The following is a 25,786-nucleotide window of genomic DNA, read 5'->3' on the forward strand; positions in this document are numbered from 1 at the left end:
GGAGGATATATTTATGAAGAACTTTAGTGAATTAAATTTAGATGATAAAATAATTTTAGGTTTAGAAAAGCAAGGAATTACTGTACCAACAGAAATACAATCTTTAACAATTCCTGAAATATTAAATAATAAGGATGTTATAGGTGAAGCTCACACAGGAAGTGGAAAAACTCTTGCCTTTTTAACACCTCTTTTCCAAAAGATAGATGCAAGTAAAAAAGACCTTCAAGCTTTAATTCTTGCTCCAACTCGTGAACTTGTTATGCAAATAGAAAAGCAAGCAAAATTATTATCAGAAAACTCAAATATGCAAGTTAACTCAATATCAATTATTGGTGATGTTAACATGGATAAGCAAATTAAAAAATTAAAAGAAATTAAACCACAAATTGTAGTTGGAACTCCAGGAAGAGTTTTAGATTTAATTAGAAAGAAAAAAATCAAAGCTCATACAATAAAAACAATTGTTCTTGATGAGGGTGATAACTTACTAGACAACACTCATTTAAGAACTATAAAAGATATAATAAAAAGTACAATGAGAGATAGACAACTTTTAATTTTTTCTGCAACAGTAAGTGCAAAAGCAATGCCTATTGCAAAAGAATTAATGAAAGATCCTATAATCTTTAAAAATGAAAAGAAAGCTTCTTTAAATCCTAATATTGAACATATGTACATTGAAGTTGAAGAAAGAGACAAAGCTGAAGTTTTAAGAAAATTAATTGCTGCAGTTAACCCTTCAAAGGCAATTGTATTTATAAATCGTGGATTTGATGTTGAAATGATTGCAGATAAATTAAAATATCATAATCAAAATGCCTTTGCTATGCATAAAAGAATAACAAAGGAACAAAGACAACAAGCTCTTGAAAACTTTAGAAATGGGAAAATAAACATATTAGTTTCATCAGATATTTCAGCAAGAGGTTTAGATATTGATGGAATATCACATATTATAAATTTAGATTTCCCTGCAAATGCTAATGAATATCTTCATAGAGCTGGAAGAACAGCTAGAGGAAATGCTCATGGAACAACTATATCTTTAGTTACAAAAAGAGAATTCCCAGCCCTTAGAATCTATGAAAGAGAATTTAACATAAAAATAGAAAAGAAAACTTTATCTTATGGTGAATTAGTTTAAATAAAAAATAGATGAGCAAAAAAGCTCATCTATTTTTTTCTTATTTTTTCTTATTACAATAACCTATAAAAATTATTATGGATATTAATCCTATAATAAAACAAAATTCAAAAGCACAACTTATTGATTTTTTAGCAGCTAGTCCTATTATTGGATTAACAGCTGTAGCTATAATTCCTTCTATCATTGAATAAATAGATAAAATAGTAGCTCTATCCCCATTAACTATGGATTTATTTTCTAATTCAGTTGCCATAGGGGTAATAAGTGACATACTTAAAGAAATTATTCCTACACAAAAAACACTAATTACCGCTGATTTTGTAAAAGCTAATATTAATGAACTTATGCTTATAAATAAATACATACTAAGAATAGATTTTTTTCTTCCAAATCTCTCACTTATTTTATAAGACTTAACTGTAATTAAACTAATAATTTGCATAAATGCTAATATTAATCCAAAATATTTATATGGAATTCCACATTTAACATACTGTCCTTGGTTTAAAAATACAGTTACACTTTGAAAAATTTCACTAACAAATGCAATAGATATAATAAAAAATATAAATCTTCTATTTTTAAGAACTCTTTTAAAGCTATTTATAATATTTGGCTTTTCTCTTTTATTATTCTTTACATCTATTAAAAATAAAGATAACAAAAATGCTATTCCATATGGAATAATTGTAGCAAAAGCTGCCATTTTCATTGAAATATTAATAAATATACTTGATGTTAATGCAGCTACTAAAAAACCACTAGTTGAAAATAAATTATATCTTGAAAATATTTTTTCACTATTACAATTTTTATCTATGGATTCATATAAAATTGCTACATCACAACCTGAAATTCCTGCAATTGCAAAAGAAAGTAAAATTCTCTCTATAACAAAAAATTCAATTGAAGTAGCTTTGAAAAATATAATTTTAGATAAAAAAAAATACAAAATTAGATATTATAAGTGTATTTTTATATCCAAATCTATCTCCTAAATATCCACAAGGTACTTCAAATAATATACTAAGTATACATGTTAAAGATTCTATTAAAAATATTGCATTAATAGAAACTCCATTTGCTTCCCTATAAAGAGTAGCTATAGGACCATAAAAAACTAGCCCCTGCATAAATATAATAATATACATAATGTATATGTTTTTTCTCTTATCCAATTTAAATTCCTCCAAAATTCCAAAGCAAATAAACCTTTCTTATAAAAGGCTTAAATTTTATAGTTGTATGAATTTCTTTAGATTAAATTTAAATTGGTCTAAACATAAAATTATCTCCTAACAAAAATATTATTATAAAATATATACTTATATTACCATAAGTACATATATGTGTATATATTATCTCATTTCATTTATAAATCCTTTTCTATAAGCTATCAACAGTAATTTTAAATCCTTTATTTGATTTTTTAATTCTATTCCAACATCAGTATCTCCAACTCTTTTTCTAGTTACCTTTCTTTCAACAATAATACTTGTAGATAAGATATCCTTTTCTTCAATAATAGCATTTTCAATTGATTCAAAAGGCTGATGAGATACTAGTTGAAATCCATAAGAGTTATATATAAGGGTATATCCTGCAATACCTGTATCTCTTCTATATGCCTTTGCAAAACCTCCATCTATAACTAGTATTTTTCCACCACATTTTATTGGACTTTCTCCATACTTTTTCTTAACAGGAACATGTCCATTTACTATTATTGATTCGTTTATATCTAAATCAAATTCCTCTAAAATTCTTCTAACCATATCTTCGTTGTCCCTAAGTTCGTAATATGGATTTTTCTTTTCTATATGAGTTTTTTTATCTTCAATAAAATATCTTTCAAAGGTTGTCATTTCATTTTTACCAAATAAAGATGAAGCAGGTCCTGTCCATAAATACCACATTATATCCATTCCATATAATTTTTCTTTAGTTCCTACTTTGTTAAAATATCCTTCCCTTGCTAAAATATCAAATTTTTCTAATAAAGCCTTTCCTTTATATTCTTTACCTTGAATAGTCATACTTTTAAAAGAACCATCTTCATTTAATGGTATACATCCATGTAATAGTAAATTAGAATTATATTTTAAATATATACTTCCCTTTGCAAAAAGAAATGTAATATGTTTTTGAAGCTTTTCACTATTAACAAATGAATCCCTTAATTTTTCTATTAACTTTTCCTCTTCATCAGTAAGTTTATAAGGATCTTTAGGATCTATTGTTGGAAAGTCTTTATCCTTTAATTCATAAGTTTTTCCCTTTAAATATATAGTTCCTTCATCATAATTAATTTTATCTAAAAGTAATCTATGGTCTAATTTAAATTCTGGTCTTCTTTGAATAATTTCTTTTTCTAATTTAAACTGTATAATTGCAATTGCCTTATGCATCTTAGAAATTAAATCTATTTCAAATTTCCCATATCTTTTATCGTCATTTAATTTTGGAATAAATTCTTTACATGGATCTTTTTTATAATGTTCTAAAGCAAAGGTTGCAAGAGGAAGTAAATTTATACCATATATATCTTCTATTGTATCTAAATTTCCATACCTTGTTGCTATTCTTAAAACATTTGCTATAGATGTCTTTACTCCTGCTGCTGCTCCCATCCATAACATATCATGATTTCCCCATTGTATATCTACAGAATGATAATCCATTAATTTATCCATTATTATATCTGCCCTTGGTCCTCTATCATATATATCTCCTAAAATATGAAGTCTATCTACAATTAACCTTTGTATAACCTTAGATAATGCAATAATAAATTCTTTAGATCTTCCAATATCTATAATTGTGCTTATTATTTCATCATAATACTCATGTTTATCAACCCCATAAAATTCTTCATGTAATAATTCTTCAATAACATAGCTAAAATCTTTAGGTAAGGCTTTCCTAACCTTTGATCTTGTATATTTAGATGATACATTTCTGCAAAGTTCTATCAACCTATATAAATTAATTTTATACCAATCATCTATATTATCTTCTTCCTTTAAAACTATTTCTAATTTTTGTTCTGGATAATAAACTAATGTTGCTAAACTTTTCTTTTCACTATCCCTAAGAGAATTTCCAAAAACACTTTCTATCTTTCTTTTTATAACGCCTGAACCATTCTTTAAAACATGTACAAAAGGTTCATATTCCCCATGTAAATCTGTTAAAAAATGTTCTGTCCCTTTTGGTAAATTTAATATAGCACTTAAATTAATAATTTCTGTTGATGCTTCTGCTATAGTTGGATATTGTCTAGCTAAAAGCTTTAAATATTTTAATTTATTAATAATTTCATCATCACAATTATTCATTCTTATCCTCCAGTAATTTTAAATCTTCCTTAACAATTCCTGTAATCCTTTCAAAATAATTATATCTTAATTTTTATTTCACAGCAATAACTTATACTATATTTTAATTTTCAATATATAGATTACTCTATACATCAAATTAAATTAAATAATATATACTATTGTAATTTCATAGAAGTTTGCTAATTATTATTAAAAGAGATAAAATATCCTCATAGGTATTTTAATTAATAATAAATAATTAATTTTAATTTAAAGGAGAGATATAAATGCTAAGTAAAAATTTACTAGAAAACCTTAACAAACAAGTTAACTTTGAATTCTATTCATCTTACCTTTATTTATCAATGGCTTCTTATGCTGAATCTGTTGATTTAAGTGGATTTGCTAACTTCTTTAGAGTTCAAGCACAAGAAGAATTAGCTCATGCAATGAAATTCTATGATTATGTATTCCAAAAAAATGGAGTTGTAACTTTAGAAGCAATTCCAAAACCTGATCTTACTTTTGATAACATAATTGATGTTTTCCAAAAAGGATACAACCATGAGCAAACTGTTACAAAGAAAATATACGAACTTGCTGATATTGCAAGTGAGGAAAGAGAACATGCTACTATGAGCTTACTTAATTGGTTTATAGATGAGCAAGTTGAAGAAGAAAATAATTTTAATTCCCTTTTAAAGAGAGTTAGAAGATCTGAAGGAAATCCAGCAGCTTTATATATGATGGATGATGAACTTGCAACAAGAGTATTTGTTCCTATAAATAATAATGGTAAATAAGGAAATAATAAAGAACTCAGATTACAAAAAAATAATCTGAGTTCTTTATTTAATTTTTTATTTTAAGTGTTCTATTCTATAACCAATATCCTTATTGGCTAGCTTATAACTTTCTTTTATCATATCTTCTTCACTTAATCCATTACCAAGAAGAGAATCTATTGTCATTTGATTTCTAGTTTTAAAATATTTATCTAAAATCTCCTTTTCAATATCTTCTTGAGAGGCTATTGAGTAATCATCAAGTATATGATTTACCTTAATTCCATTTTCCTTTAAAAATTTCCCAAGCAAAATACCTCTCTGACATCTTATTGGATTTTGCATAGCTCCAAGTAAGGCTATTTTATATCCTTTTTTTAAGCCATTTTTTAATCTTTCAATACCTATTTTAAAATTATCTTCTTTAATTACTTTTTCAAAATCTGCATATCCTTCTTTATTGTAGGATTCTTTTGTTTTCCTTTTTGCAGCTAATTCTTCTCCCATATAAATATATGAAAAACCAGCTTTTTTTAGGGAATATCTTATAGCTTCTTTATCAAATTGTACATTATATTTAGAATAAGGCGTTCCTCTTACATCTACAACACAATTAATATTAAAATGCCTTAACATATCTATTAGCCTTTCAATACTGTAATTAGAATGTCCAATTGTAAATATTTCCACTTTATATCACCCCTTTAATTGTTTTTAAAATATTTTATTTATAAGTTATAAAACACTATACCTTTAACACAGGTTTTAAAGATAAATATTTATTTAAATTATTTTAACTATGTTATATTATTTTGTCAATTTTTAAAATGGAAAAGCCATGTGCATATTTTATGCACACAGCCTCTTTATTTTAAAATCTATATATAATTTTCTTAATTTATATACAAAACTAGTTTATTAATTAAACTTTTATTGTAAATCTCTATTTATAAAACTCTTGAGTTGCATAAACTGTATTTCCTGTTTTATAAACACCTACACCAATACTTGAAAAATTATTTGATAAAATATTTGCTCTATGTCCTGGCGAATTCATCCAGTTTCTCATAAATTGATTTGCTAATTCATTTGCATCAGATACTCCACCAATATATGCAATATTTTCTCCCCATGCTCTATAATTTACTCCATCTTTTTTCATCTTAGCTGTTATAAGATTTCCTTCTGGGTCCTTATGGTCAAAATACTTTCTATCTCCCATATCCTGAGATTTTATTTTCGCGTACTTTTCCATAGTGCTATTATATGATAATTGTGAAACTCCAGCCTTTCTTCTTTCTTCATTTACTTTTTTAAAGATCATAGCTTGTACTTGTTCCATAAATTTATCATTATTAGCTACAACTGTTTTAGTATCAGCATTATTTTTTGAAGTTTCTGCTACCTTTGATGTATTCTTTTTATCTGCTGCTTTTTTAGCAGTTTTATTAACCTTATTAGTTTTAGAAACCTTCTCTACTTTTTTGTTATTTGAAATTTCCTTTTTCTCTTCTATCTTTTTATTATCTTGATTTTGTCCATTATCTTGAACTAAATTTTCTTCTTCTCCATAACAATTTGAACTATTACAATCTATTTTGCCATAAATAAATTTACTAAGATTCTTTGAAATTCCTTGAAGATATGAAAAACAATCACTTTTTATATTTTCTGCCTTTTGTAATGAGCCTTCATTTACTTTGTCGCAGCTTGTATTACAATTTTGAGCTTGTCCTTTATCATATTCAATAGAAGTTTTGCAGTTAGATACATTATCATCTGAGTTTGCAGAAGCATAAGCTGTAGCACCTACTCCCCCTAATAATGTAGTAGTTATTAATATAGCAATTAGTTTGTGTTTCATTTGTACCACTCCTTTTTATTTTTTCAGTCCTATAAAATAGGACTAATATCTTATTAGTTAAAGTACTCTTTTACTTTTTCTAATGCTAACATGTATATTTATACCACAGTTTCCCCCTTAAATTCACAGTAAATTGGTGCCACTGATTCCTATGTAAAGATTAATTTCAATTATATTCCTATTCTAAAAACCTTATTTTTTTTGAAAGTTGGCAGTATTTCTTACTCCCAATAGTTTTTCCAATATATTCTTTGGGTAAAATTACTAGGTATAATTTTTTTCTTTTTCTTTATATAAAAAAGTAAAGTTAAAGAAACTATTAAATTTCTTTAGCCTTTAATATATTTTATATTCTCTATTCAAAAGGATATTTTATTCCCCATTGATTTCTAATTTCATCCATTATATCCATTACATCCATAGATAACTCTAGAGTATTTAGGTTATTTTTCTTTAAAATACTCTCATTCATATCTAAAGCTTCATACATTAATGCCTTTGAAGTTTCTCCTGATTCTATAACCTCAACTCTACCATCTAAATAAGTTATAGTTGCAACCTCTGCTCTTGGAGAATTATCTACTGTTATAAATCCAAGTTCTCCTGCTACAACTCCTCTCTTTGGCATCTTTGCTCTCATTGTTAAAGAAATTACACCCATTTCATCCAAGGAATTTTTAAGTATTATTCCAGACTGCTCATCTACTCCAGTTTCAAATTTTTTAACTGTTGTTAAAATTTCTTCTGGTTTCTCTGAAAGAAAGTATCTAGCAAAGGATAAAGCATATGTTCCAATATCAAGAAGTCCTCCACCTGCTAAATCTTTATTAAAAAATCTATTATTAATATCCTTTTCTTTGCAGCTTCCAAAGGATACTTGAATCATTTTAAGATTTCCAATTTTTCCAGACTCAACAAATTCCTTTAGTTTTTTATATAGTGGCATATGATAAATTGTCATAGCCTCCCTAACAATTAAATTTTTAGATTTTGCTAAATCTACTATCTCTTTTAATTGTTTACTATTTACAGTTATTGCTTTTTCACAAAGTACATGCTTATTATTTTTTAAACTTTCCATTATATATTCATAGTGATTACAATGAGGAGTTGATATATAAACTACATCTATATTCTCATCCTTTAACATTTCCTCATAATTTCCATAAGACTTTTACACTATGAATTTTGGCAAACTTTTCAGCTTTTAAAATATTCCTTGACCCTACTGCATAAACCCCTATACTAGCCTCATTTAAAGCCTCTGCAAATTCTTCTGCTACTGTTCCAGGTCCTAATATTGCCCATTTTATATTACTCATATCCTCCACCTCATAAACTAACTATTTTTTAAATTTATCATATTATTATTATAAAGCTTCGTCAATATTAATTTATTAAATATCCTTTTACTAAATCCCCATTTAAATTTCTTCCACTATATTTTTCAAATGCATTTATCACTTGCCTTTGCCTTATTTTTGCTAATCCATTATTTTTGCTTAATGCATATAAATTTGGTGCTTGAGGAAGTCCTGCTAAAAGAGTTGCTTCATCAAAAGTTAAATCACTTGCCTTTTTACCAAAATAACCTTTAGCAGCTTCTCCTATACCAGTATGTCCATCTCCAAAATATATTACATTAACATATAATTCTAAAATCTCTTCTTTAGAATACTTTCTTTCTAATTCAATAGCTAACAATAATTCTTTAAATTTTCTCTTAAAACTTCTTTCATTTGATAAACAAATATTTTTTGCTAATTGTTGAGTTATTGTGCTACCACCTTGTACTACTCTTCCAGCCTTTAAATTGTTTAAAGTAGCTCTAGTAACTGAAATTACATCTATTGCTCCATGAGAATAAAATCTATGATCTTCTATTGCCACCATTGATTTTAAAAAATTTCTTAGTTCATTTATAATAAAGTTTCTCATAACAATTCCTCCTAAGACTGAATTTTTCTTTCGTTATGACTTTATTATATAAATATCTAAAAAAACTCATATTCAACTTCATTACTTTATTCTTTCATTTATGTAAGAATAAAAAAACATTAGATTTTTAAATAAATTCTATAATATTCATATTTTAATAAAATTTAACATGAATGAAATATTTAAGTACATATATTTTTGATAAAATGTATATAGTTATTTGTATCTTATAGTACTAATTTAATAAAAAAGGTGGCGATTACTTTGAAATTATCAGTAAAAATTGATGATAATATTCCAAGATTTAATTGTGACGAGTGTTATAAGTGTCATAGCAAAATGGGTGTAAGTTTGTGTAAATATAAACATAGAGGATGTTGTTTTTATTATCCTAAGTTTAATTTGGTAGATTTACAAAGAATGGTGAAAGACCCTGAAGGTAAACCTGTTATTAATAAGATACTAAATAATAAAAAAGCTAAAATATTTAATTATTACATTCAAGAAGTTGGATATTTTGATAAGGAAGGATATAAAAACTATCTAAAAAGTTCTAATTTTAAATTAGATAAATCTGAACCCTTTGATAAAACTCTATACTTTAAAGCTTGCCCTTTTGTAGTAGATGGAAAAGGTTGTTCTATACCTTCAAAGTTTAGAACTCCTGTATGCAACTTCTTTCTTTGCAAAGAAATTAAACATACAGCTAATTTCAATAATTTAATACATACTTATGAATTAGCAGCTAAAGAATATTATCATTATTATGAATGGGAAAATGAAAATCTTATAGAACTCTTTGAAGAAAAGGGCTTAACTTTAAAAAATAATCTTAAAGAATCCTTAGAATTTCTAAAAAACCTTAAGATTTATTATTGTGAATTTCCTAAATTAGAAGATTTTAATTCTGAGAAAAACCTTAATACTAAATTATCTATAGCAAAATAAAAAACATTATAATTAGAAAGTGACCTTAAAGTATAATTTAAGATCACTTTCTATTAATTTTCTATTTTACTATTTTTCTTTGACTTTATTAAATACTTTGAAGATATAACTCCAATAATAAGTATTCCTATTGGAATTAAAAACTGAATTGAAAATGGATTAGTAAAACTTCTTCCAAGAATTGAATAACACATTGTTTCTGGAACAACCCCCAAAAGTGATGCTAAAATAAAATCTTTATATTTTATTTTAGTAAATCCACAGGCATAACTTAATGGATCAAAAGGAAGTATTGGTGGTAATCTTAAAAGAAATAAAATTCTAAATCCATTCTTCTCTATATTTTTATCTAATTTAATAAATCTGTTTCCAATTATACCTTCAACAAAATCTCTTCCTAAAATCCTTGATGTATAAAAGGCAACTGTACCTGATATAAAAAATCCAACCATTGTAAGTAAAAATCCCTTTATAGGACCAAATAATGTTCCTCCAACTATTGCAATTAAATTTGTTGGAATAACTACAAAAAATGGCTTTAATATAAAAATCCCTACATATATTAAAGAAGAAAAGGCTCCTTTTTCTTTAATAAACGTTGATACTTTTTCAAAATCTAAACTCTTTATAAACTCAAAATTTTTAACTAATATAGATAAACAAACTACTACTAATACTAGAAATATATAAAACTTTATTTTACTTATATTATTACTTTTACTCATTTAAACTCCTCTTATTAAAATACTTATATTAATTTTCATATAACCTATGCTTTGATAACTAAAAGTAACATAAAAACTTAGTAATGTAAAGTAAGCCTAGTTAGTATTTATAATTTATATGTTAATTATAAGAATTTCTTAAGCATTCATAAAAACCTCTTAATTTTTTATAATGTTTTAGAAAGCTCTTTTATAAATTCAGGAGTTGTTCCACAGCATCCTCCTACTATTGAAACTCCATTATTAATAAGCTTTTTTATACCTTTACTAAATTCTTCTTTAGTAATATCATATTCTAATTTTCCCTTTATAACTTTAGGAGTTCCTGCATTTGGCATAACTATTACTGGTAAAGTTGTATTTTCACTTATTCTTCTCACTATATCTTCAAGGTTTTTACCTTCTTCTGTACAATTTACACCTATTCCATCAACACCTAACTTTTCTAATTGTAAAGCCATAGTCTCTGGTAAGGATCCACCGTAAGTTCTTCCTTCCTTTGAAAAGGCCATAGTTGCAAAAATAGGAATATCACAAACTTCTTTTACACCTAAAATCGCTGACTTCATTTCATATAAATCAGTCATAGTCTCAATAATGACTAAATCAATTTCATACTTTATTCCTTCTTTTATTTGTCTTTTGAAAATATCTTTAGCTCTATTAAAATCTATTTCTTCATTTTCTCCTATTTTTCTTCCAATAGGCCCAATATCCAAAGCAATAAAGCCCCTTTTCCCTTTCATAGCTTCTTTAGCTATATTTATAGCACTACATATTATCTCTTCAACAGAATAAGGTGTATTTTTAAGTCTTATTTCATTTGCACCAAAGGTATTAGTAGTTATAACCCTAGCTCCTGCCTCTATATACTCCCTATGTATACTTTTTACTATTTCACTATGAGTAATATTAAATTTTTCTGTACCTTCTCCTATATTTAATCCTTTCCTTTGAAGCATAGTTCCCATAGCCCCATCAAAAATTAAAATATTATTTTTAATATACTCTCTTATATTCAAATATTTCAACTCATTTCTATACTTAACTATATCTTGATTTTATATGTTTATATAATATAATACAAATTTTCATTAATCTTTAATTAGTATTTTTAAGTACTTAAAATAACTAATACATTTTAAAATAAATACTTCAAAAAATATCTACCCACAAATACTAGGTAAAATATAGAAAAATAAAAAAAACAGGTGTAAATTTCTTTAATATATTTTACACCTGTAATTTATAATATTTTCGCCGTATTCTATTTCCTCTGTATCCTAAATATTTTAAAAATAAATTATTTTTAAAGTTATTAAAAATACAAGGCTTTCTATTACTCTCCATATATATTTAGGGAAAACCCCTTGCTTATTGCATTTTCTGCACACTCTTTCACTCCTAAAAAAGTGTTGTTTGCACAAGGATTACACTCTAATTTATTTCCTTCTGGTATACTATCTAAAGTTAATAAGTTTCTTAATACAGCTTCTACAGCAGCTTTTATTTCTATAGAATCCTTATCTCCCCAAGCACTTAAATAAAATCCAGTTCTAGAATTCATAGGAGAAATTTCTATTACTCCATCTAATTCTTCTCTAATAGAATAATTTAAATGATGCTCTAAAGCATTCATAGACTCTAAATCAAACTCTTCATTTGGTTGTAAAAATCTAATATCAAACTTACTTATTCTATCTCCATTTGCACCTTCATAAACACAAGATTTTCTTATAAATGGTGCCTTTGCCTTTGTAATATCTAGATCAAAACTTTCTATCTTTTTCATACCTTTACCTCCTATAAATCATTTTATTATACTTTTAATTAATTTTATTATTCTATCTATATACTAACTTCATCAAATATATGCATAAATTTTGAATAAAAATTCTATTATTTATTTATACAAAGCATTTTCACTATTAATTATGCCCACTTTTTCAAAATTTAAACTAGATAATAAAAATTTATAGTAATAAATATATAAAAATATTTTCAAGTACAACCTTTTGATATTACATAAGTGTAAATAAGTATTAATTAAAAATTATATAAAGACAATCAATGTATAATAGCAAATTCTATATTAATTTAAGTAAAATTTAGTTAATTAGCAACTTATATTTATAAGTATAATTATAAATATTATATACATTAAAATATAAATTATAAGCTATTTATATCATTTAAATAATCCTCTCTAAATAAAGCCATTAGTATTTCGTCATGATATTTTCCTTCTCTAAATATCTCCTTTTTAAGTCTTCCTTCTTCTTTAAAGCCAAGCTTCTTGTAACAAGCCAAAGCTCTTGGATTTAAGGAGTATACCCCTAGTTTTATCTTTTCCATATTACATTCTTCAAATATAAATTTAATTAGTACTGATAAAGCATCATAACCATATCCTTTGCCCCAATACTTTTTATTTCCAATCATAATACCTATAGTACAATTTCTATTTTTTATATTTGTGGAATTAATACTACATCCACCAATTATTTCTCCACTTTCTAATTCTTCTATAGCAAAATCATAAGTTTGATCATTTGAATTCCGATCTTTTTTAACCCAATTTTCTTCTTGCCAAAAAGTCATAGGAAATGGTGTATTAGGATCTATAAACTTTTTTACTTCAAAATCATTAATAAAATTTTGAACTATTTTTATATCTTCTTCCCCATAAGCCCTAAGCCTTACTTTTTTTCCTTTATACATTTTAAAGCCCCCTTTTTATTTTCTAATCATAATAACAAAATTATATTTATATGTCAATATTTACATTATTATATTTAAATATACTCAATTTATATAAAAAAAATAAGCATCACCTTAAATTTTAAGGTGATGCTTATTTTTTTATGGATGATTATAAAATAATAATATTATTGATAAAAATGAGCATATTATACTTATTCCAACAATAAAATGTACAACCTGTGGCTTATTTAAGCCTTTTTCTTCTAATCTAAAATGCATTTGACTTCTATCAGCTTGATATACTGGCTTACCTTCATTAAATCTTTTAAATATAACAAATATATTATCAAATATAGGTACTGCAAGTGCCAATATAGGTAATAGCAAACTAAGCACCGTAGCCTGTTTAAATGCACCATCTAAAGCAATTATACTCAAAATAAATCCTAAGAAATTTGCTCCCGAATCTCCCATAAAAACTTTAGCTGGATATTTGTTGTATAATAAGAATCCTGCTATTACACCAGCAAGTATTATTGATGAAGTTGCTGAATAATTTTGTCCTAAAATTATTGCTGCTATAAAAAATGTAATTGAGGAAACTAATGAAATTCCTCCTGCAAGGCCATCCATTCCGTCAGACCAATTTATTACTGTAGTAACCCCAAAAATCCAAGTTATGCTTAAAACAAACTGTAAAAAGGAATTAAGGACTACATAATTACCTGTAAATGGGTTAGTAAAACCTTTAAATGCAATTCCTGCATTAAATACTAATACTGCTGCTAATATTTGAATTATTAATCTTGGTAATATAGGAAATTCCTTTCCAATTGCCTTATAAGAATCATCAATTAATCCTATAAGTAATATTAGCATAGATGATATAAATATCCATATGGCTTCATTTTTATCTTCTTTTCCCACAAAATAATATACTATAAAAAATACTATAAACATTGCAAGTCCACCACATAATGGTGTTACTTTATTATGTTTCTTTCTTTTGGTAGGTTTATCTGTAAAACCTATTTTATTTGATAATTTCATTAATATTGGCATAAGTAATGCAACCAATAAAAAAGAAACCATAAACTCTATAAAATAATACATATGTTCCTTCTCCTAAATCACGTTAGATTGTAAATTCTATGTTAAAGAAATTATAACCTACAATGAATTATACTATTAATATATATTATTATCAATTATATTAATACAATTTTAATTTACTTTTAAGTATTTACCAAGTATAGGTAACACTTAAATTTTTATTTTTAATACTGTCTAATACTAAAATAATTACACCTTAGAAAAACTCTAAGGTGTAATAAATACCATAACTATCCTCTTTGTTCAATCATGCTCTTAACCTTCATAAGTCTAGTTAAAGCACTTCTTTCATTTTCATCAAGTTTCATTCTAATATACTTTATTGTTTCTTGAAGTTGAGGAATTGTCATATATTCAAGAGCGTTAACTCTTCTTCTAGTTTTTTCTATTTCATCTGCCATAAGTTGACATGACTTTTCTACTTCTGCTAACTCTAAAAGCTTTGGTAATATTCCATAAAGCTTTGTTATTGCATCATCAAGCTCTGATGAAGTATTCGCAAATCCGTATGGGAAGATACTACCTTCGTCTCCTTCAAGCTGTCTTTTAAAGTTCATAACAGGAACGTTAACACTCATTATGTTTTTATTTCCAACATCTACTGAAATGCTTTCTTTTGGATAAGCAATTGCTTCCTCTAAAAACTCTGAGCTCATAACAGCTCTTGCCATAACAAAATCTTTTAAAGAACCTTCTAGTTGCTCTTCAACATCTTTTCTTATGGAGTTATTATATTTTACAAGGTTTATGAATTGTCTCATTAATTCATCTTGCTTATCTTTCAAAAGCTTATGACCTCTAGTAGCTGTAGTTAATCTCTTTTTTAGCTTTGTGAGTTCCATTCTAGTAGGATTCACATTTAACTTAGCCATAGCCTATTCTTCCTCTCTTGGCATATATTTTTCAAGGTATTCGTCTCTAATTCTCTTAAGTTCAGTTCTTGGAAGTAATCTTAATAACTTCCAACCTAAATCTAAAGTTTCAATTATTGTTCTATTTGTAGTAAAGCCTTGTGAAACATATTCATTTTCAAAAGCTTCTGCAAATTTAGCAAATGCCTTATCAGTTTCTGAAAGAGCTGACTCTCCTAAGATTGCTGATAATTCTTTTGCTTGTTTACCTTGAGCGTATGCTGAGAATAATTGGTTCATAGTATCTGCATGGTCTTCTCTAGTTTTTCCTTTACCTATACCTTTATCTTTAAGTCTTGAAAGTGATGGTAAAACATCTATTGGAGGCATAATTCCTTTTTTGTAAAGTTCTCTTGAAAGAATTATTTGTCCTTCTGTTATATATCCAGTTAAGTCTGGAATTGGATGTGTCTTATCATCTTCAGGCATTGTAAGTATTGGAATTTGAGTAATTGAACCTTCTTTTCCTCTAAGTCTTCCTGCTCTTTCATATAATGTTGAAAGGTCAGTATATAGGTATCCTGGATATCCTCTTCTACCTGGAACTTCTTTTCTTGCAGCTGAAACTTCTCTTAATGCTTCTGCATAATTTGTTATATCTGTCATAATAACAAGAACGTGCATTCCTTTTTCATATGCTAAATATTCAGCAGTAGTTAATGCCATTCTTGGAGTAGCTATTCTCTCGATAGCAGGGTCTGAAGCTAGGTTCATAAATAGAACTGATCTATCTATTGCTCCTGTTTCTTTAAATTCATCAACGAAGAATTGAGCTTCTTCGAATGTAATACCAATAGCCGCAAATACAACTGCGAACTTTGAATCAGAATTTAAAACTTTCGCTTGTCTTGCTATTTGTGCAGCAAGTTCTGCATGTGGAAGTCCTGCTCCTGAGAAAACTGGAAGTTTTTGTCCTCTAACTAGAGTGTTAAGTCCATCTATTGCTGATATTCCTGTTTGAATGAATTCTGATGGGAAATCTCTAGCAACTGGATTTATTGCTTCACCATTTATATCAAGTCTTTGTTCTGGTATTATCTTTGGACCATTATCTATTGGTTTTCCCATACCATCAAAGACTCTTCCAAGCATATCTTCTGAAACACCAAGTTCAAGTGGTCTTCCTAAGAATTTTGCTTTAGTTCCCTTTAAGTTTATTCCTGAAGAACCTTCAAAGATTTGTACCATAGCTTTTGAACCATTAACTTCTAGTACTTTACCTCTTCTCTTTTCTCCATTTTGTAATTCTATTTCAACTAGTTCATCATATTTAACACCTTCAACACCTTCAACAGCCATTAAAGGTCCTACAACTTCTGTAACTGTTCTATATTCTTTAGGCATCTAGAACCCCTCCTTCGCTGATTAATTTATTCATCTCAGATGTTAAATCAACTCCGATTTTATCGATTTTTGCTAGGTCGTCTTCATGGATATACTTAGCTCTTGCTATTCTATCTCTTATTTCGCTCATACCTAAAATCTTATCTAGATATACTCCACTTTCTAAAGCTTTTTCTGCTTCATGTTTAAATTGAAGTATAATTTTTAACATTTTATGTTGCTTATTTAATGAAGAATATGTGTCTACTTCATGGAAAGCATTTTGTTGAAGATAGTCTTCTCTTATTGACTTTGCAATTTCAAGTTTTAATCTATCCCCTTCTGAAAGAGCATCTATACCAACAAGTCTAACTATTTCTTGTAAGTTTGCTTCTTCTTGTAATAAAGACATAGCCTCTTGTCTAAGTTCTGACCAATCAGGTGCTACTTCTTCATCCATCCACTTACCAATTCTATCTGCATATAATGAATATGAGTTTAACCAGTTAATTGATGGGAAGTGTCTTTGATATGCAAGTTGTGCATCTAGTCCCCAGAAAACTTTAACTATTCTTAAAGTTGATTGAGTAACTGGCTCTGAAATATCTCCTCCTGGAGGTGATACTGCACCGATTGCTGTAACTGCTCCTTCTCTTCCATCTTTTCCAAGACAAACAACTTTACCAGCTCTTTCATAATAATCTGCAAGTCTTGATCCTAAGTATGCTGGGTAACCTTCATCACCAGGCATCTCTTCAAGTCTACCTGACATTTCTCTTAAGGCCTCAGCCCATCTTGATGTTGAGTCAGCCATAATAGCTACTGAATATCCCATGTCTCTAAAATACTCAGCTATTGTTATTCCAGTATAGATAGATGCTTCTCTAGCTGCAACTGGCATGTTTGATGTGTTTGCTATAAGAACTGTTCTCTTCATTAAGCTTTGACCAGTCTTTGGGTCTTTAAGTTCTGGGAACTCATTTAGAACGTCTGTCATCTCATTTCCACGTTCTCCACAACCAACATAAACAACTATTTCAGCATCTCCCCATTTAGCTATTTGGTGTTGAACAACTGTTTTTCCAGCTCCGAATGGTCCTGGAACTGCAGCAGCTCCTCCTTTAACAACTGGGAAGAAAGTATCTATAACTCTTTGACCTGTAGTTAATGGTGCAACTGGGTTTAACTTATTTGCATAATGTCTTCCCTTTCTTACAGGCCATTTTTGCATCATCTTAACTTCTTTGTCTCCATCTTTGCTTTCAATGATACATACTACTTCTTCAACATTAAATGTTCCCTCTTTGATGTCTTTTACTTTACCTTCAACACCATAAGGTACCATTATTTTGTGAAGTACTACTGGTGTTTCTTGAACTGTTCCAATAACATCTCCTGCAGCAACTTCATCTCCAACTTTAACAGTAGGAACAAACTCCCACATCTTTTCTCTATCTAATGATTTAACTGATATACCCTTTGTTAAAAAGTCTGAACCTGCTGCTTTCATAAAAGCATCAAGTGGTCTTTGTATACCATCAAACATTGCTTCAATAAGTCCTGGTCCAAGTTCAACACTTAATGGTTCTCCAGTTGTTACAACTGGGTCCCCAGGTCCTATTCCTGAAGTTTCTTCATATACTTGTATTGATGCCTTATCGCCTCTCATTTCTATGATTTCACCGATAAGACCTTTTTCTCCAACTTTACATACGTCAAATATGTTAGCTTCATCCATACCTTCAGCAACAACTAAAGGTCCTGAAACTTTAATTATTTTTCCGGTCTTCACCTTACAAAACCTACCTTCCTATAAGATATTAACGCCAACAGCTTTCTCAACATTATCGCTGATTCTTTGCATTCCTATATTTAATGATCCTTGATTACTTGGAATTAATATTACAGCTGGAAGTGTTGCCCTATTGTATCTTTCAATAGTTTCTTCTACTTCTTTTGCTACTTGCTCAGTAACAAATATAACTGCGTAATCTTGCATTGCTAATCTATCTATAGTTTTTTTAGCTTCATCAGCTTCTACAACTGGAAATACATCTATTCCTAAAGCTTTAAATGCTAAAACGGAATCCTTATCTCCAACTACACCGATCTTCTTATACATAAATATCACGCAGCCTTTCTCTAATTACTTCCCCTGAGATATTATTGAGTTTACCAACCATTATGATTCTTATAACTTTTATTTCTGTTTCTTTAGCATAGATATAAGCTAAAACTGGTTCTACTCCAAATGGAATAAATTTAGCTTCCTTCATCATATCCATTAAATAGTTATCTATTAACTTTTCTAAAAGGCTTGCTGATCCAGTTTTAGTATAACTTTCAATTCCAACCTTTATCATTTCTCCATAATCAGTGAAAGCTAGTTTGTTAGATATATTCTCTGGAGCATCATTTAGTAAAGAAATTAACGTATCCTCGTCTATTGCTCCACCTTTTATTAAAACTTCTCCTAAGAAATCTCTATCTTTATTTTGTTTCTTTACTCTTAATAGAGTCTTTATGTTTGTAGAATCAATTAACACTCTAACATATTTATCAACAAATCTATCATCTAGCTTCTTAGCTATTTCCTTCATTTCCTTAAACATAGCATTATCTAAAATAATATCAATTTTTTGAGGATCTTTAGTTGCCTCAAAATCTTCCTTAGCTTCTTCAATACCAGATCTCATTATTTTAGGTAAATCACCAAGGTTATTATTTTCAATACTATGCTTTAATAGTGCTGTGTCTTCTTTTCCTACTGGAATTAACATATCACTAAAATCTTTTTTAAGGAACATTCCTTTTAAAATCACCTTTACATTATGGTAATCATATTTAATGCTCATTATATCTATTAAAGTTTTTGATGGTGATGCATCATACATAAGTTCATATATTCTTTTAAGTTCTCTTGCAAGCACCATTTCATAATCTTCTGGTCTTTTAACACCTGTCATTACATTGGCATACTCAGATTCTTGAAGCACCTTAATTGCTTCATTTGAAGAATCTCCATCAATCATTCTATCGATTTTAGCTTTATCAAGGAGTCTTGTTTCTAATACCCTAAGTCTTGGTATAACTTGAGTAAATTCCATTGAATTCATTTGTTATCCTCCTTAATTAAATAAAACTTTAGCTACTTCGAATTCTAAATCATCTCTTAATGAGTTAACTAAGTCTTCAAAAGTATTATTTATTTCTATGCCATCCTTTTCTAAGATAAATCCACCTTTAAAGTTTCTTACTTCATTGCTTATAGTAAGATCACTCTTTTTACCCTTTGATTTTAATTCACTATTTATTTCTTCAAGTAATTTTCCATCAAGTATTGATTTACCTTTTTCATTTAAAATAATATTTTCATCTCCAGTTATATCTGAGTTAACTATCACATTTTTCATGAAATTCTTCATTTCTTCATCTGACATTGAACATAATTCATCTACGCTCTTCTCAAAAACTGAATCTATTACAACTTGCTTAGCTGCAAGTTTTTCATTTCTTGCCTTTAATTCTGCACTTGAAACTATTCTTTCATGTCTTGTTTTAGCTTCAATATTTGCTTTTTCAATCATTGCTAACTTTTCTGATTCAGCAATAGATTCTTTTTTTGCAATTATTTTAGCTTTTTCTTCATTTGCAGACTTAATTATGCTTTCCTTTCTTTCTTCCGCATCACTTATGATTTTAGAAGTAAGATTTTTTATATCTGACATAACTTCACATCCTCAATATTAAAACTTAAATACTAATAAAATTGATACAACGAATCCTAATAGTGCGTATGTTTCAACCATTGCTGCAAATATAATACCTTTAGTTGTTTGTTCTGGTTTTTTAGCTAAGATTTGAATACCAGCAGCTGCTGTCTTACCTTGAGCAATACCTGACCATAATCCAGCTATAGCAATTGGTAAACATGCAAATAATAAATATAATCCGCTTTGGAATGACATATCTGGTGTAATTTTTAAGAAAACTAATAATCCTATAACGAATCCGTATAAACCTTGTGTACCTGGTAATAATTGAAGAACTAAGGCTTTACCAAATTTTTCTGGTTGTTCTGTCATTAATCCTGCTGCTGCTTCACCAACTAATCCAACCCCTTTAGCTGAACCTATTCCTGATAAACCAACTGCTAATGCAACACCAATTGCTGCAAATACAAATCCTCCATTTTGTGTAAAAAACTCTATCCAAGTATTCATTTTAAATTCCTCCTGTTTACTAAATTAAATTTCTCTTTTTATTTTTATATATTTATCTAATGTCTTAAATGGTTTAAATGGCTTTCCGCCACCTTCATAAAACTTTGAGAAATATTCAACATATTCTAATCTACATGTGTGAACATAAGCTCCTAATAATGATAATCCAAAGTTAAATATTTGGCCTAGAATGAATACTACTGGTCCAAATATAATTAATGCTACTCCTGGGAACATACTTATAATAAGGTTAATTGCTCCAGCTATAGCTCCTCCAGCTAAACCTAAGGCCATTAATCTTGTATATGAAACTAAATCTCCTATATATCCTGTTATTCCATATAAAGCATATAATCCTTCTCCAAGCTTACCACCAACAGATTTCATATGTCTTCCTTGTGTTAAAACAATAAGTACCATACCGATTATCATACACCACATACCAATAGTCTTAACAATTGGATTTCCAGCAAATCCACCATATCCAAAGGCAGCTATTGAAACTAATGTTATAACCCATGATCCTACGTCACAAAAAGCATCAAATGGTCTTCCATTTCTTATTAATACATAAGCTTTAACGCCAAGTCCAAAGAATATTTGAACTACACCAAAGGCTATTGATAAAATAAGTATGGTTGTAATATCTTTATTTGTATCTATAAGAGCTGGTAATTTTATTAAATCTCCAAATACTGCTCCATACACAAATCCAAATACTATTGTTGGGAAACTTAAGTAGAAGAAAAACTTAGCAAATTGTCTTTGTCCATCATCTAACTTCAATACTTTTAATGCTAAAGTTGCACCTATAAGAAGTAAAACTCCATAACCAACGTCTGCAACCATCATTCCAAAGAATATTAAGAAAAATGGTACTAAAATTGGTGTTGGGTCAATTTCATTATATTTTGGTAAACTATACATTTCTGTAATATTTTCAAATGCTCCATTTAAATCATTATTTTTTAATTTTATTGGAACATCATCTAACTCTTCTTCTTTTACATCATCAAATTTAAGGTAATAGTTTTCTCCCAATATATCTTTAACTATTTTTGAAAACTTTTCATTTTCTGATATTGGAATCCAACCTTGTATTAAAGATACCTTATTTGTCTTTAAGAAATTATTCTTTACAGTTTTTCTTGTATAAATATTATGATAATATTCATAAGCAAGTTCTAAATATTTAACTTCTTCTTCTAAAGTTGCTAATTCTTCTTTAATAAAGAATTTTTCACTTTCAATCTTTTCAATTCTATCCATATTATTATGAATAATCTTTATTGGAGTTTCAGTATGTTCAATTTTAAAAGAACTAAAACCTAATCCTCTTAGGACCTCTTCAATCTCTTCCTTATCTTCTTTATTGCATAAAGCTAAAAAGAAAATATCTTGGTTACTTCTTGTTATTATTTCTAAATAACAATTAGATAATCCTTCAACTAAGTCTTCTTCATATTGCTTTGCAACAGAACCTAAGAAATATGGTGTTTTAATACTCTCTAATTCATCAAAAGATACATCTAAACCTTCTAATGGTCTAAGAGTATTTATATCTCCTTCTAACTTAGTTTTTTCACTATCTAGATTTGCAAGGTGAACTTCTTTTTCTTTAACCTTACAATAAAGCTCTTCCCAAGCACTTTTATCTACTTGTTCTTTAAGCTCATCTAAGGTTAAAGTTCTCTTTCCTTCACGCATTGCTTTCAAACCGGATTTTTGAGGTACATAGTCTTTTAAAAACTCTAAAGTAAATCTTACTTTAGATAAGTCTTCTTCACACTTTGCATATTCTGAGTCAACAGAATCTTTAACTAATTCTTTAAGCTCTTCATGATCTTCAAGAAAATCTTCATTTTGAAGATTTATAAATTCTACTTCTGAGAATCCTTGCAGCTTTTCTAAAAGAGCATCTTTTTTTGATTCAAAACTAAGCAAAGTGAACTTATTCATCTTAACTATTGCCATGAATCTTCACAATCCTCTCAATCACTAATTTTACAGCATTATTTTTTCTGTCTTCTTCAATGTTGTAGATATCTTGGGCTTCTTGCTTTCCCTTTAATAAAATAGGTTCAGCTTCCTTATTCCCGGCTTCAACAGCATCATTTATTATACTATTGCACTTATCCTTAGCTTCTGCTAAAACTTTATTATAATTATCAGTAGCTTCTATGGTAGCCTTTTGAAGGATATCCTTTGCTTCAACGTTAGCAGATTTAATCATTTCATCTGCTTCAGATTCTGCTTTTTTAATTTCTTTAATTGCTTCTAATGCCAAAATCTCACCACCTTTTGCACTTGAATGTGTAATAATATATAAATTAATACTTAATATAGTATTAATTACTTTTTTATTTACAACTTTAATTATACACTTTTTATGGATAATTTCAATAAATTTCTTTATTTTTGTCCATAAACTAATTAACAAAAGGTAAACTTTTTGAATTGCAAGTAAATATATGACTTATTTTGCAATTGTTTGTTTACTTACTTCCTAAAAAAATAAATTTTTTGTCATTATTTAAAAGTGCATATTTATCACATATTAAAATCTCATTTTTTTCTATAAATGTAATAATATCAATATTAAATTTTTCTATTGTGTATTCTCTGAAAGAATATGTTTCCCTTAAAGCTTCTTTTATTTCTCTTTCCTCTTCTTTTGAGATATCACTTTTTATATACTCAGGAATTCCTCTTCTCTTATTATGTAATAAATAATCATATCTTATTACTTCCCTTAAAATTTTATTATCTCCATTTAAAATCTCTTTATTAAAATCTAAGAAAATTTTATAATATTCGTTATTACCTATACTTCTATCAAAATATCCTTTATTATCATAAAAAACTGATAACTCATGAAATAATTCAAAAGGTTCCTTAAACTTAGGGTAGAAAAAATTAAGTATATTATTAAACTTTTGACTATTATAATACTTATCTACCATATGTTCAACCTTCTTTAAATCTATTAATTCCAAATAACTTATCTTATTTGTGCTTAATATTTCATAGGGTGGATATGGAGAATATTTCATATCATATTTTTCACTTTCTTCCCTCATAGAAGATCCTTTAAGCAATTTCAAAAAGCCTAATTGTATCTCCTCAGGTCTAATTAAATGGACAGCATTAAAAGACCTCTTGAAAGAATCATAATCCTCTCCTGGAAGGCCTGCAATTAGATCTAAATGTTGTTTTATATTTCTTATAGATAATAATTCCTCTACCTTTTCTTTAATATCACTAAAATTAACAAATCTATTTATATTTGAAAGAACTTCATCATTTGTTGTTTGTACTCCAACTTCAAATTGGAATCTTCCCTCTGGTGCATTTCTTAAAAGCTCTATTTCTTCATTTTTTAAAATATCTGCTGATATTTCAAAATGGAATTGCGTATCTGTATCACACTCTATTAAGAATTTCCATATTTCCATTGAAAACTTATGATTACAATTAAAAGTTCTATCTACAAACTTAACTAACCTTACTTTTTTATCAATAAAATACTTAAGTTCTTTAATTACTCTTTCACTTTTATGGAATCTAACTCCATGTATAGTTGATGATAAACAATATTTACAATTAAATGGACAACCTCTTGAAGCTTCATAATATACTATTTTATTATCTAAGTTTTCTCCCTCTTCATAAGGAAATACTAAATCATCCATATTCATAAGAGGTCTGCTTCCATTAAATTTAACTTCTCCATCTTTTTTATATACTAATCCTCTTATATCATCTATTTCTCTTTTTCCTAACTTAAACTCTACAAATTCTCTAAAGGTTTTTTCTCCTTCTCCTTCTATTACATAATCTCCAACAGTTTCCTTTAAACAAACAATACTATCGTAGGATACTTCTGGTCCACCATATAAAATTTCTATTTTAGAGTCTACTTTTTTTATAAGATTAGAAATTCTTTCAACCATTTCAACATTCCATATATAAGTTGAAAAGGCAACTACATCTGGCTTTTCCTTTATTATTTCCTCTAGAATTCTCTCTTCTCTATCATTAATTGAAAATTCTCTTATTTTACATTCAAAAGGCATATCTTTTGTAAATGCTTTTAAATATCTAACAGCCAAATTACTATGAATGAATTTTGAATTTATAGCTGTAAGTAATATCTTCATAAAATTCTTCCTCTCTAAAGTTATTTTTTTATTCCTTTTATGAAATAAATATCTTCCCAAACTTTAGTTTCTTCTATTTTGAAAGTTTTTTCAAGGATTTTTTTTGTTTCTTCAAAACTAGATGATGAAAATATATTGTTATTCTTTATTTTATATTCTTTTATTTCTCTATTAGGTAGTATACATTTAAGCTTAACATTAATTAATTCACCTATATTTTTATTTATATCCCATATATAAACTTCTCCATTTTCTTTTATATAATTTGACATTTCACTTATTAAATTTTCCTTTTTATTTATATTCCAAAAAGAATTAAGATTAAAGAAAAAGGTACAAACATCATATTTATTTTTTTCTAATAATTTTTGGTCTTCATCTTTAAAGTCATCTATTGCTAATTCCTCTTCTATATCATCAGAAAGATTATTAATAACCTCTAAGTTATCACATGTAACATCTAAAATGTTCCCTTTAATTTTTATATTTTCTAAATTTAACACTAAGGTTTTTTTCATAAATCCCACCCTTTTAACATAATATATTTCTATATTACCATTTATTTACTTTTATATAAAGTAAAATAAGTTGTATAACTTAACCTTAACTTGAATATTATTTAC

General features: G+C 27.5%; 25 protein-coding genes and 1 pseudogene. 3 read left to right on the forward strand and 23 right to left on the reverse strand.

Annotated features, from left to right (window positions below; genetic code table 11):
• Window positions 1-13 precede the first annotated feature (13 nt).
• Window positions 14-1,147, forward strand: coding sequence for a DEAD/DEAH box helicase (locus J2S18_RS01990; RefSeq protein ID WP_307482582.1), 1,134 nt, complete (start codon window positions 14-16; stop codon window positions 1,145-1,147).
• A 40-nt stretch (window positions 1,148-1,187) separates the two neighbouring features.
• Here J2S18_RS01990 and J2S18_RS01995 read toward each other — a convergent pair whose 3' ends face one another.
• The 3 genes from J2S18_RS01995 to J2S18_RS02005 form a co-directional block, all read right to left on the reverse strand.
• Window positions 1,188-2,102, reverse strand: a complete 915-nt coding sequence (locus tag J2S18_RS01995) for an MFS transporter (protein ID WP_307482584.1) — start codon at window positions 2,100-2,102, stop codon at window positions 1,188-1,190.
• Window positions 2,083-2,328, reverse strand: a complete 246-nt coding sequence (locus J2S18_RS02000) for a hypothetical protein (protein ID WP_307482586.1) — start codon at window positions 2,326-2,328, stop codon at window positions 2,083-2,085. The genes J2S18_RS01995 and J2S18_RS02000 overlap by 20 nt, the downstream gene beginning before the upstream one ends.
• Window positions 2,329-2,508: 180 nt before the next feature.
• Window positions 2,509-4,488, reverse strand: a complete 1,980-nt coding sequence (locus J2S18_RS02005) for a fructose-1,6-bisphosphatase (RefSeq protein WP_307482588.1) — start codon at window positions 4,486-4,488, stop codon at window positions 2,509-2,511.
• A gap of 269 nt (window positions 4,489-4,757) precedes the next feature.
• Between J2S18_RS02005 and J2S18_RS02010 the strand changes: the two genes are divergently transcribed.
• Complete coding sequence (locus J2S18_RS02010) at window positions 4,758-5,273, forward strand: ferritin (protein WP_307482590.1); 516 nt, start codon at window positions 4,758-4,760, stop codon at window positions 5,271-5,273.
• 57 nt (window positions 5,274-5,330) lie between these two features.
• On the opposite strand, the gene J2S18_RS02015 is transcribed toward J2S18_RS02010, so the two are convergent.
• From J2S18_RS02015 to J2S18_RS02030, 4 genes and pseudogenes are all read right to left on the reverse strand, one after another.
• A complete protein-coding gene (locus tag J2S18_RS02015; protein ID WP_307482593.1) occupies window positions 5,331-5,945 on the reverse strand; it encodes a DUF488 domain-containing protein in 615 nt (204 codons plus the stop codon).
• A gap of 253 nt (window positions 5,946-6,198) precedes the next feature.
• Window positions 6,199-7,119 carry a CAP domain-containing protein gene (locus J2S18_RS02020; RefSeq protein WP_307482596.1) on the reverse strand — a complete coding sequence of 307 codons (921 nt, stop codon included), beginning with the start codon at window positions 7,117-7,119 and terminating at the stop codon, window positions 6,199-6,201.
• A gap of 355 nt (window positions 7,120-7,474) precedes the next feature.
• Window positions 7,475-8,441: pseudogene (locus J2S18_RS02025) on the reverse strand (Gfo/Idh/MocA family protein).
• Window positions 8,442-8,508: 67 nt separating this feature from the next.
• Window positions 8,509-9,057, reverse strand: coding sequence for a transglycosylase domain-containing protein (locus tag J2S18_RS02030; protein WP_307482599.1), 549 nt, complete (start codon window positions 9,055-9,057; stop codon window positions 8,509-8,511).
• Window positions 9,058-9,321: 264 nt separating this feature from the next.
• On the opposite strand from J2S18_RS02030, the gene J2S18_RS02035 reads away from it, so the two are divergent.
• Window positions 9,322-10,005, forward strand: a complete 684-nt coding sequence (locus tag J2S18_RS02035) for a hypothetical protein (RefSeq protein WP_307482602.1) — start codon at window positions 9,322-9,324, stop codon at window positions 10,003-10,005.
• A gap of 53 nt (window positions 10,006-10,058) precedes the next feature.
• On the opposite strand, the gene J2S18_RS02040 is transcribed toward J2S18_RS02035, so the two are convergent.
• The 16 genes from J2S18_RS02040 to J2S18_RS02115 form a co-directional block, all read right to left on the reverse strand.
• Window positions 10,059-10,730, reverse strand: a complete 672-nt coding sequence (locus J2S18_RS02040) for a TVP38/TMEM64 family protein (protein WP_307482604.1) — start codon at window positions 10,728-10,730, stop codon at window positions 10,059-10,061.
• A gap of 167 nt (window positions 10,731-10,897) precedes the next feature.
• Entirely contained in the window at window positions 10,898-11,752 is an 855-nt protein-coding gene (locus tag J2S18_RS02045; RefSeq protein WP_307482607.1) for a homocysteine S-methyltransferase family protein, read from the reverse strand.
• Between the two features lie 317 nt (window positions 11,753-12,069).
• Complete coding sequence (locus J2S18_RS02050) at window positions 12,070-12,522, reverse strand: S-ribosylhomocysteine lyase (protein ID WP_307482609.1); 453 nt, start codon at window positions 12,520-12,522, stop codon at window positions 12,070-12,072.
• Window positions 12,523-12,902: 380 nt separating this feature from the next.
• On the reverse strand, window positions 12,903-13,451 hold the full coding sequence (locus J2S18_RS02055) for a GNAT family N-acetyltransferase (protein ID WP_307482611.1): 549 nt from the start codon (window positions 13,449-13,451) through the stop codon (window positions 12,903-12,905).
• Window positions 13,452-13,592: 141 nt separating this feature from the next.
• A complete protein-coding gene (locus J2S18_RS02060) occupies window positions 13,593-14,546 on the reverse strand; it encodes an MraY family glycosyltransferase (protein ID WP_307482614.1) in 954 nt (317 codons plus the stop codon).
• 230 nt (window positions 14,547-14,776) lie between these two features.
• Complete coding sequence (locus J2S18_RS02065) at window positions 14,777-15,418, reverse strand: V-type ATP synthase subunit D (RefSeq protein WP_307482616.1); 642 nt, start codon at window positions 15,416-15,418, stop codon at window positions 14,777-14,779.
• A 3-nt stretch (window positions 15,419-15,421) separates the two neighbouring features.
• Window positions 15,422-16,801 (reverse strand): V-type ATP synthase subunit B, encoded by a 1,380-nt coding sequence (locus J2S18_RS02070; RefSeq protein WP_307482618.1) that lies wholly within the window; start codon window positions 16,799-16,801, stop codon window positions 15,422-15,424.
• Window positions 16,794-18,572, reverse strand: coding sequence for a V-type ATP synthase subunit A (locus J2S18_RS02075; RefSeq protein ID WP_307482623.1), 1,779 nt, complete (start codon window positions 18,570-18,572; stop codon window positions 16,794-16,796). Before J2S18_RS02075 ends, J2S18_RS02070 begins: the two co-directional genes overlap by 8 nt.
• Before the next feature lie 18 nt (window positions 18,573-18,590).
• Complete coding sequence (locus J2S18_RS02080; RefSeq protein WP_307482626.1) at window positions 18,591-18,902, reverse strand: V-type ATP synthase subunit F; 312 nt, start codon at window positions 18,900-18,902, stop codon at window positions 18,591-18,593.
• On the reverse strand, window positions 18,895-19,896 hold the full coding sequence (locus J2S18_RS02085; RefSeq protein WP_307482628.1) for a V-type ATP synthase subunit C: 1,002 nt from the start codon (window positions 19,894-19,896) through the stop codon (window positions 18,895-18,897). The genes J2S18_RS02080 and J2S18_RS02085 overlap by 8 nt, the downstream gene beginning before the upstream one ends.
• 12 nt (window positions 19,897-19,908) lie before the next feature.
• The gene (locus J2S18_RS02090) at window positions 19,909-20,508 is read right to left on the reverse strand and encodes a V-type ATP synthase subunit E (RefSeq protein WP_307482630.1); all 600 of its coding nucleotides are present in this window, start codon (window positions 20,506-20,508) and stop codon (window positions 19,909-19,911) included.
• An 18-nt stretch (window positions 20,509-20,526) separates the two neighbouring features.
• Window positions 20,527-21,003, reverse strand: coding sequence for a V-type ATP synthase subunit K (locus J2S18_RS02095; protein ID WP_307482633.1), 477 nt, complete (start codon window positions 21,001-21,003; stop codon window positions 20,527-20,529).
• A gap of 24 nt (window positions 21,004-21,027) precedes the next feature.
• Window positions 21,028-22,977, reverse strand: coding sequence for a V-type ATP synthase subunit I (locus J2S18_RS02100; RefSeq protein WP_307482634.1), 1,950 nt, complete (start codon window positions 22,975-22,977; stop codon window positions 21,028-21,030).
• Window positions 22,964-23,290 carry an ATPase gene (locus tag J2S18_RS02105; RefSeq protein ID WP_307482637.1) on the reverse strand — a complete coding sequence of 109 codons (327 nt, stop codon included), beginning with the start codon at window positions 23,288-23,290 and terminating at the stop codon, window positions 22,964-22,966. Before J2S18_RS02105 ends, J2S18_RS02100 begins: the two co-directional genes overlap by 14 nt.
• 208 nt (window positions 23,291-23,498) lie before the next feature.
• Window positions 23,499-25,163, reverse strand: coding sequence for a B12-binding domain-containing radical SAM protein (locus tag J2S18_RS02110; protein WP_307482639.1), 1,665 nt, complete (start codon window positions 25,161-25,163; stop codon window positions 23,499-23,501).
• Between the two features lie 20 nt (window positions 25,164-25,183).
• Window positions 25,184-25,681, reverse strand: a complete 498-nt coding sequence (locus J2S18_RS02115; protein WP_307482641.1) for a hypothetical protein — start codon at window positions 25,679-25,681, stop codon at window positions 25,184-25,186.
• Window positions 25,682-25,786: the final 105 nt, after the last annotated feature.

Source organism: Eubacterium multiforme (genome assembly GCF_030813415.1).
Taxonomy (GTDB): domain Bacteria; phylum Bacillota; class Clostridia; order Clostridiales; family Clostridiaceae; genus Clostridium; species Clostridium multiforme.